Source organism: Methanosphaera sp. DEW79 (assembly GCF_003266085.1).
GTDB classification, from domain to species: domain Archaea; phylum Methanobacteriota; class Methanobacteria; order Methanobacteriales; family Methanobacteriaceae; genus Methanosphaera; species Methanosphaera stadtmanae.
This window is the reverse complement of the sequence record NZ_MUZW01000012.1, coordinates 1-7979: the sequence shown is the minus strand read 5'-3', so window position 1 is coordinate 7979 and position 7979 is coordinate 1. Positions and strand designations below refer to the sequence as shown.

Genomic DNA, 7979 nt, shown 5'->3' with positions numbered 1-7979 from the left:
AATACTTGAAAAATGATAAAGTAATATTTAAATTTATGATTTTATTAAATTTTATTAAAAATAAATAAATCAAAAGAGATATTTCTAAGGAATAATATCCATGATTTCATGTTTATTTATAATTTATATTAGATTTTAAACTTTTTTTTATCAAAATAACCTACTATTATTCTATTTTAACCTATTTTATAGAGTATTATTAGTAATTAGTAATAACTTAATATCAGTTATTATTAGAAAACCTTGCATAAAATTTAGGACATAAACCATTAAAATGAACCATTTAGAAAATACTACCTATATAAATTATATATAACCATCATTTAAATAATATATAATATAATATCAAGAGATGATTAAATGAGTAAAAAACCGGAAGAAGTACTTCAAGAAGTAATTGATACAATAAATCCCCTACGTGGAGTATTAGATGTTGGAGTATTAACTGATGAAGTACGTAAAAATGTACTAAAAATAGAAATGGATAAGGCTGGAGAGTTAATTCCTGTAATAAACATGGGAGTTAATGAATGTCTTAACAGAGATTACACTGTTGCAATAATAAAAAATGCATCTTTTAGACCACCTCCAACTGCAACTGTTCAACTAGTAGATAATAAGGGAAACCTTCTAGGAGAAGAAATTGTAAGTAACAATCAAAAAAAGAAATATAAAGAAGATGAAAAAGCTAAATTCATCAATCCGGACTTTGTATTACTAAAAGATCAAAAAGATATTGAAGAAGATTTGAAAACAGAAAATCTTGAAAAAAACCCTACAAAACAAGCATTTGTTCTTCCACCAGTACAATTTATTGAAGTTGAAGAACTTGAAGATACATGTGATGTAGTATCCAGTAGTCCAGACCCATTGGCTGATTTATACTTAAAAGAAGTATTTAACTTTGAAGATGACCCAAAACTTGCATCAATACTTGTAGGATTCAATATAAAGGACTAAATTTATAATAATTTAATCCATAACCTCCTTTTTAAAATAAAAATTTTTTTCTAAAACAAGATATAAATTAAAACATTACATGAATATAGATTTTCTATACCATTAATATCAAACTGTAAAAATAGTATTCAAAAAAAAAATAAAAAAAGATTAAAAGTAGAATTAATCTACTTATTGATAGAATTCATCTCTTGCTTCAACGAATGCTTTTAAGTTTGCTAAAGGTGATTTAGGTGCAATACCACAACTTGGTGCTAATACATTTACACCTTTTTCTAATGCTTGTGTTACTTCAGCTTTTACTTCTTCTACAGGTTTACTGAATAAAGTTTGACTTGTTGAGACGTTACCTACCATTACAGTTTCAGCACCAGTTTCTGCTCTTACTTGTTGAGCTTCTGTCATATCAACTGCTTCTTCTACAGAAATTCCACTGAATCCACAGTCTAACATTTCTTCAAGAATAGGTCTTGAGTTACCACAGATGTGTAAGATACTTTCTGTTTCCATTTCAGCAGATAAATCTTCTAATGCAGGTTGTGCAAATTCACTGAAATCATTAGGATCTAATAATTCAGGGGAAGATGTTGGGTCTGCTACAGCAATTACATCTACACCAGATTCATTGAAAGCTTGAACTAATTCTGTTTGTGCTTCTAATGCTATTTCAACTGCATCTTCTACTACGAAACTGTCAGTTTTTAACATTTTTACTAAATCTTCTACACCTAATAAGTGACCAGTTAAAGTGAAAGGACCAGCCATACCTACAATTACAGGTACTTCAGGGTATTCATTTTTTAAGATTTCTATAGATTCTAAGATTACAGGTAATCTACCATTGTTTACAAAGTCATCAGGTACTTCTAAGTCTTCTACATCATCTACAATATCGTGTGATCTTAATGTAGGAGTGTTTTCCATATCACCTAAATCTACTTCACAACCAAATGCTTCTGCTTCAGCTGTTAAGTCGAAAGGTACTCTAGCACATTCTAATCCTGCTTGTTCGTGTAAGGATATACCTAATCTTGCCATTTGTTCAGCATCTTTGTGTGCTTCTGGCCAGGATACGTTAGCTGCAGGGAATGCTTCTTCAACTGCTGCTGCTGTTGCACTTATTGCTGGTACTTTTTCTACTTCTTCGCCATTTAAAGCTGCTTTTAAATTTTCTATAAGATCCATGTGTTCACCTTTTAAAAATATATTATAATATATCTGAGTTTTTAACATTAAATTTTAAAAAACTCAATCATTTTTTAATGTTTATAAATATCAACATTGTTGTTTTTAAATGTTTCTATAAAATAAAGATATGCATATATCTTCACATTATTTTTACATCTAACAAGGAGTACTTATTACTTAAGATTTAAAATATTAATGTCAAAAATAGTTTCATATGTGAGTATAAGACTATAATTTTTTACATTTAATTAACTTTTTTTAAAGCACAATCTTGTTATTGTTTATAATATATAATTTTTAGTCTTTATAAATTTGACTTATTTTTTTAAAAATAATAACAATATACATACAAAACTAAAAGAAAATAATTCCACATACACTAAAAACATGAAAAAAAATAAGTTCCTACTTAAAAAAATCTTTCATTATATAATAATATTAAATTATATTAATTTCTTTAATGAAATATATTATACATATAATTATTTAATGAAAAAGTTATGATTTCATGAATTTTTACTAAAGGTGAACATATGAAAGTAATAGAAAAAGTTGAAGCAATTAAACAACAAGAAATAACAGCAACTGAAAACCTTGAACAAATGTATAGTACCATAGAAGAAAAAAATGATGATATTAATGCATTTGTACAATTAGATATAGAAAAAGCAAGAAAAACAGCTGAAGATATAGATAAAAGAATTAAAAATAATGAAGAAACTGGAAAATTAGCTGGACTCGTTATTGGTATAAAAAGTAACATAAATGTAGAAGATTTCATAATATCTGCAGCTTCCCCTACACTCAAAAACTATTATGGAAGTTACAATGCAACTGTAATTAATCGTATACTTGATGAAGATGGAGTAATTATTGGTCTAACAAATATGGATGAGTTTGCAGCAGGTAGTTCCACAGAAACCTCAATGTATGGTCCTACAAACAATCCAAAAGCACCAGGACATATCCCTGGAGGATCAAGTGGAGGTTCAGCAGCAGCAATTGCAGCAAATATGTGTGATATAACACTTGGATCTGATACTGGTGGTTCAATAAGAAATCCTGCATCACACTGTGGAGTAATGGGATTTAAACCTACATATGGTATGGTATCAAGACAAGGATTACTTGATCTTGCAATGAGTTTAGACCAAATAGGTCCATTTGCAAACGATACAACAGGTATTGGATTAATGCTTAATGTTATATGTGGATATGATCCATACGATACAACAACAATAAATAAACAACCAGAAGATTTCCTAAAAGATACAACAAATTCCACACTTGAAGGTCAAACAATTGGTGTTGTAAAGGAATTTATGGACATAACTGATGATAAAATAACATCCCAAATAAATAAATCCATTGATGATATGACCTCCCTCGGAGCAGAGATTAAAGAATTGAGCTTTGAAGATATTAATCTTGGATTACCTACCTATTATCTTATAAACTATGTTGAGTTTTTCTCAGCAACAAGAAAATATGATGGACGTAAATATGGTGAAAGAATAGAAGAAGTATGTGGTGCTGAAGTAGCTCGTAGAATAGAAATTGGTTCATATATTAGTCAAAAAGAATTCAGTGGAAAATATTATAATAAAGCACTACAAGCAAGATCACTTATTAGAAATGAATTTAATGAATTATTAAATGATGTTGATGTAATTGCTGGACCTACAGTACCAAAATTACCACATAAAATCGGTGAAGAAATAGAAACTATGGATATGTATGCTTATGATGTATTAACAGTACTTGCTAACATCACAGGTATTCCTGCAAGTAGTATGAATTCTGGACTTGTAGACAACATTCCTGTAGGATTACAATTACAAGCAAAACCTGAAGATGATCATAAAATCCTTAGTACTATGAGTGCATTAGAAAATAATTAGAATAAAACCATTACACTTTTAGTAAAAGTCATAATAATGAGATACTATATTTCATTATTACTCTTTTTTTAAATTATTTACAACCATATTTTATAATGAATTTATGAGAAAATAATAAATTAATACCATTGATTCTTATTTTTAATACCTTTGATTACTATACTAATATCTGTCTATTTTTAAATATATATCATGATAAATGAGGTTATGAATTAATCTTAAGTAATAAATCATATTGTAAAATCAAAATTAGAATATTCATTAAATAAATAAAAAGAAGATTAAGTTAGAGATTACTATTTAATAATCTGTAAATAGACCTCTTTCTACTGTTTTAATTTCTCCATTTTTATTTAATATGAAGCTTTTAAGATATTCTTTATCGTTACGTTCAGGATAATCTATACGATAATGTGCTCCTCTACTCTCTTTACGTAGTAGAGCTGATTTTACTATTAATTTAGCGAGTTTTATCATACTTATAACTTCTAGAGCTACTACTAAATCATCGTTGTATTCTCTTATTTTAGAAACATTCATGTTAGAAGTCATTTCTTCAAGTTTATTTAATTCAATTTCTGCTTGTTTTAAACCTGTTTCATCACGAACAATTGCAACATGCTTCCACATTATTTCTTGTATTTTAGTCTTAATATCTTGTGGACGATATTTTCCTTCAGAACATATAGCTTCAATACGTGAAATTTCAGAAGAAATCATATCTTCATCTGGAGTTTCAAGTTTGGTATTTTGTGCCTGTTTTGCAGAACTTAAACCAGCAATATGACCAAATACTTGAGTATCAGCCAATGCATTACCACCTAACCTATTTGCTCCATGCACACCAGAAGATGCTTCACCTGCAGCATACAAGTTTTCAATATTTGTTTCACAGTCAGTGTTAATTCTAACACCACCCATAAAATGATGAGCAGTAGGTGCTACTTCCATTGGTTCTTTTGTAATATCCACGCCAACATCCTTAAATTGCTGAACCATAGTTTGTAATTTCTTATGAACCTGACTATCTGGTAGGTGTGTTACAGATAAATATACTCCCCCATCATTAGTTCCACGACCTTCCTGAATTTCAGTATAGATAGATCTTGCAACAATATCCCTAGTTGCAAGTTCCTGACGTGGATCATAATTTATCATGAAACGTTCATTATTAGTGTTAATTAAATAACCCCCTTCACCACGAACAGCCTCAGTAATTAAAACACCTCTTCTGGATTTTGGAGACAACATACCTGTTGGATGGAATTGTACCATTTCCATATCCATAACATCTGCTCCAACATCATATGCCATCATAATACCATCACCAGTTTTTTGTAAAGCATTTGATGTAACAGGATATAACCATCCACATCCACCAGAAGCAATAACAGTAGTCTTTGAATGATATATTACTATTGAACTATCCTGTAGTGAAAAACCCATTGCTCCAACAATTTTTGTATGATTTTTATCAAATAATAATTTTGTAATCATTATTTCTCCATGTGTTTCTACACCTTCACGTATAACTTCTTCTTTAAGTCCAACCATCATTTCATGACCAGTTTGATCCCCTTTAAAACAAGTTCTACGATAGGATTGTCCTCCAAATGCTCTTTGATTTAAACGACCATCTTCTTGTCTGTCAAATAATGAACCATATGATTCAAGTTCAACAAGTCTTTTTGGTGATTCAGTAACTAATTTATATACGAGTTTTAAGTCATTGAGAAATGCTCCACCCTTAAGTGTGTCTTGAATATGTAGTTGAAGTGAATCTTCATCATCAACATACCCAAATACTGCATTGTAACCTCCTTCTGCAAGCATTGTACAACCAGATTTAAATGTTAAACCTTTAGATACAATGATTACATCCTGACCCTCTTTACTTGCTACAATTCCACATTTACATCCAGCACCGCCAGAACCTATTACTAACACATCACATGTATACTCTTTAATTTCCATTAAATAACCCCTATATTTAATTTTTTTTATTTAACAATATTAACTAAACTTCCCATTTCATCAATTTCAACAACAACAGTATCTCCCACATCCAAGTGACCTACACCAGGTGGTGTTCCTGATGCAATTATATCTCCTGGATTTAATGTCATTATATTTGAGATATATTTTACTAATTCTAATGGAGAAAATATCATATTTTTTGTATTTGATTCTTGTTTTATATCATTATTAACCATAGTTTTTATATTAAGATTTGATGAATCTATATCTGTAACAACTACTGGTCCACATGGACAAAATGTATCATAACTTTTTGAACGTGTCCATTGCCCATCCTTACTTTGAAGATCCCTTGCTGTTACATCATTAACAATAGTGTATGCAACATTACAAGTACCATTATCACATGGAGATACTCTTTCTAATATTACAATTCCAAGTTCTCCTTCAAAGTCAAGCATGTTTGTAGTACTTGGATAGATAATAGCACTATTTGTTGATATAACAGAAGTTGATGGTTTCATAAATAATAAAGGTTCATCTGGAAGTTCCATATTTAATTCTTCAGCATGATCTTTATAATTTAGGCCTACACAAACAATCTTAGAAGGATTTGTTGGTGGTAGTACATCTACCTCCTCTAATCTATGTGTTGTTGTAGATTCATTTATATCTATTTCATCTTCATGTGCTATTGCATCAATAATACATGAATAATCTAAATCATATATAATATCATCTTTTATTATTCCAACATGTTCTTTGTTGGAAGCCATATATCTAATATATTTCATATTAATCGTAGTTGTTAATATCCTATTTATTTTCTAATATTCTTTCAATTGGTAGTACTAGTAAATCCTTTGCACCAATTTTACGTAATTTATTTATAGTTTCAAAAACTTCTGTTTCTGAGATAACAGAGTGAACTGCAACCATATTTTCATCACCATATACCTCAGATACTGTTGGTCCACTCATACCAGGCATTGCACTTTTTATATCATCAAGATTTGATTTATGTACATTTGCCATTATTAATTTTTTACGTTCAGCATGGAGCACGCCAAGAATACCTGTTCTAATAGCTTCTATCTTTTCATACTTTGTTTTTAAGCTTTCTTTGTTTGCAATTAATCTAACACTACTGTTTATGATAGTATCTATTTCATGTAGATGATTCATTTTTAGTGTTGTACCAGTACTTGTTAAATCAGCAATAACATCTGCAACACCAATTAGTGGTGCAACCTCTGTAGCTCCACTTAATGGCATTATAGTGGCATTTATATTTTTTTCTTCAAAGTATTTCTGTGTTAAATGTGGAAATTCTGTTGCAACAATTTTAACATTTTTTAAATCATCAACTGTATTAAAATCAGAATTTTCAGGTGCTGCTACAACAAGACGTGTTGCTCCAAATTTTAAATCATCAAGAAATTCAACATCAACATTTTTTTCTTGTGTTAAATCAAAACCAGTTATTCCTATGTCTGCAGCCCCATCTGCCACATATACTGGAATATCTGCAGCACGTGTAAACATCACACTTATTTCAGGATCGAATGTATTGGAAAATAATTTACGACTAGAATTATCTGTTAATCCAATACCTGCTTTTTCTAGTAAGGATACAGAAGGTCCACTAATTCTGCCCTTAGAAGGTATGGCTATACGAACTTTCATATTTTTATTTCCTCCAAATAATATAGATATTAGTAAGTTTTATAAATTCTTAATAAATTTATTTGATATAAATTATTAATATGTATGTTTAATAAGATAAATATAAATTATATTAAATTAGGAAAAAAAATTACTCAAGAAAATAAGAATAAATACAATAAAAAAAATTGGAGTGTGTTTAGAAAGTGTTATCTTTTGAAGGTAAAGTAAGTTCTGGACTACAAAAGGCAGGACAATTCATGGAAAAAGAGGTTTATAAAAAACAAT

General features: G+C 29.4%; 6 protein-coding genes. 2 read left to right on the top strand and 4 right to left on the bottom strand.

All coding sequences use genetic code 11. The features are described from left to right. Positions 1-360: 360 nt before the first annotated feature. The gene (locus tag BZ132_RS01005) at positions 361-960 is read left to right on the top strand and encodes a hypothetical protein (RefSeq protein ID WP_112149286.1); all 600 of its coding nucleotides are present in this window, start codon (positions 361-363) and stop codon (positions 958-960) included. A 171-nt stretch (positions 961-1131) separates the two neighbouring features. Here the strand turns inward: BZ132_RS01005 and mtaA are convergent, their stop codons facing one another. Beyond that, on the bottom strand, positions 1132-2145 hold the full coding sequence (gene mtaA / locus BZ132_RS01000) for a methylcobamide:CoM methyltransferase MtaA (RefSeq protein ID WP_011405798.1): 1014 nt from the start codon (positions 2143-2145) through the stop codon (positions 1132-1134). 536 nt (positions 2146-2681) lie between these two features. Between mtaA and gatA the strand changes: the two genes are divergently transcribed. After that, positions 2682-4049, top strand: a complete 1368-nt coding sequence (gene gatA / locus BZ132_RS00995; protein ID WP_011405797.1) for an Asp-tRNA(Asn)/Glu-tRNA(Gln) amidotransferase subunit GatA — start codon at positions 2682-2684, stop codon at positions 4047-4049. Between the two features lie 300 nt (positions 4050-4349). Here the strand turns inward: gatA and tfrA are convergent, their stop codons facing one another. Genes tfrA through hisG form a run of 3 tightly spaced genes read right to left on the bottom strand, consistent with a single transcriptional unit; the run spans position 4350 to position 7712 of the window. Further along, positions 4350-6023 carry a fumarate reductase (CoM/CoB) subunit TfrA gene (gene tfrA / locus BZ132_RS00990; protein ID WP_011405796.1) on the bottom strand — a complete coding sequence of 558 codons (1674 nt, stop codon included), beginning with the start codon at positions 6021-6023 and terminating at the stop codon, positions 4350-4352. Positions 6024-6049: 26 nt separating this feature from the next. After that, a complete protein-coding gene (locus tag BZ132_RS00985; protein WP_353743712.1) occupies positions 6050-6802 on the bottom strand; it encodes a fumarylacetoacetate hydrolase family protein in 753 nt (250 codons plus the stop codon). 40 nt (positions 6803-6842) lie between these two features. Next, a complete protein-coding gene (gene hisG / locus BZ132_RS00980; protein ID WP_011405794.1) occupies positions 6843-7712 on the bottom strand; it encodes an ATP phosphoribosyltransferase in 870 nt (289 codons plus the stop codon). Positions 7713-7979: the final 267 nt, after the last annotated feature.

Coding starts and splice junctions, on each gene's coding strand:
- BZ132_RS01005 (WP_112149286.1), top strand. CDS start 361: ATGAGTAAAAAACCGGAAGAAGTACTTCAAGAAGTAATTGATACAATA.
- mtaA (WP_011405798.1), bottom strand. CDS start 2,145: ATGGATCTTATAGAAAATTTAAAAGCAGCTTTAAATGGCGAAGAAGTA.
- gatA (WP_011405797.1), top strand. CDS start 2,682: ATGAAAGTAATAGAAAAAGTTGAAGCAATTAAACAACAAGAAATAACA.
- tfrA (WP_011405796.1), bottom strand. CDS start 6,023: ATGGAAATTAAAGAGTATACATGTGATGTGTTAGTAATAGGTTCTGGC.
- BZ132_RS00985 (WP_353743712.1), bottom strand. CDS start 6,802: ATGGCTTCCAACAAAGAACATGTTGGAATAATAAAAGATGATATTATA.
- hisG (WP_011405794.1), bottom strand. CDS start 7,712: ATGAAAGTTCGTATAGCCATACCTTCTAAGGGCAGAATTAGTGGACCT.